Below are 1,394 nucleotides of genomic sequence, written 5' to 3'. Positions count from 1 at the left end.
CGTCCAGGGCCGCTGCTCGGTCAGCAGCCGTACGGCGCCGGACTCCCAGTCGATCTCCCGGGACGGCTCGTCCGCGTGCAGGGTGCGCGGCAGCGTGCCGTGCCGCATGCCGAGGACCATCTTGACGAGGCCCGCGAGGCCGGCGGCGGTCTGGGTGTGGCCGATGTTGGACTTGGCGGAGCCGAGCCACAGCGGCCGGTCGGCGGGGCGGTCCCGGCCGTAGGTGGCCAGCAGGGCGTGGGCCTCGACGGGGTCGCCGAGGGGGGTGCCGGTGCCGTGCGCCTCGACCGCGTCGATCTGGTCGGGGGTCAGGCCCGAGGCGTCCAGGGCGGCGCGGATCACGCGCTGCTGGGAGAGTCCGCTGGGGGCGGTGAGGCCGTTGGAGGCGCCGTCCTGGTTGATGGCGGTGCCCCGTACGACGGCCAGCACGGGGTGGCCGAGGCGCCGCGCGTCGGAGAGCCGTTCGACGGCGATGGTCGCGGCGCCCTCGGACAGGCCCATGCCGTCCGCTCCGGCGGCGAAGGGCTTGCAGCGGCCGTCGGGGGCGAGGCCGCGCTGCCGGGAGAAGCCGACCAGCTGGCTGGGGGTGGACATCACCATCACGCCGCCGACCAGGGCGAGTTCGCACTCGCCCGCGCGCAGCGCCCGGCCGGCCAGGTGCAGGGCGACCAGGCCGGAGGAGCAGGCGGTGTCGATGGTGAGGGCGGGGCCCTCCAGGCCGAGGGCGTAGGCGACGCGGCCGGAGATGATGCTGCTGGAGTGGCCGGTGACGAGGTACCCCTCGGCGGCCGGGTCACCGTCGGCCAGGCCGTCGCCGTAGCCGGTCAGGGTGGCGCCGGCGAAGACGCCGACGGGGGTGCCGCGCAGCGATTCGGGGGCGATGCCGGCGCGTTCGAGGGCTTCCCAGGAGGTCTCCAGCAGCAGGCGCTGCTGGGGGTCCATGGCGAGGGCCTCGCGCGGGTTGATGCCGAAGAAGGCGGCGTCGAAGTCGGGGGCGTCGTGCAGGAAGCCGCCGCGGTGGGTGACGGACTTGCCCTGGCGGGCGGGGTCGGGGTCGTAGAGGTCCGGGTCCCAGCCGCGGTCGGTGGGCAGGCCGCCGATCACGTCGGCGCCGGAGGCCAGCAGGTCCCAGTACTGGTCGGGGGTGGTGACGCCGCCGGGGAACCGGCAGCCGATGCCGACGATGGCGAGCGGCTCGTCGGGGTCGGCGGCGGCGCCGTCCCGGGCGGGCGCGGCGGCGTCGGTGCCGGCGCCGGTGCCGAGGGCCGTCGCGGCGAGGTGGGCGCCGAGCGAGGCCGGGGTGGGGTGGTCGAAGACGATCGTGGACGGCAGCCGCAGGCCGGTGGCCGTGGCCAGCCGCTTGCGCAGTTCGACGGCGGTCAGCGAGTCGAAGC

General features: G+C 76.5%; 1 protein-coding gene. It reads right to left on the bottom strand.

The annotated features are described in order from the left end of the window. On the bottom strand, window positions 1-1,394 hold a 1,394-nt coding region (locus AE652_RS41440), incomplete at both ends, for a type I polyketide synthase (protein WP_049661164.1).

It is taken from the genome of Kitasatospora sp. MY 5-36 (genome assembly GCF_001182915.1).
In the GTDB taxonomy this organism is placed as follows: Bacteria; Actinomycetota; Actinomycetes; order Streptomycetales; family Streptomycetaceae; genus Kitasatospora.
This window is presented reverse-complemented; position numbering and strand designations above follow the sequence as displayed.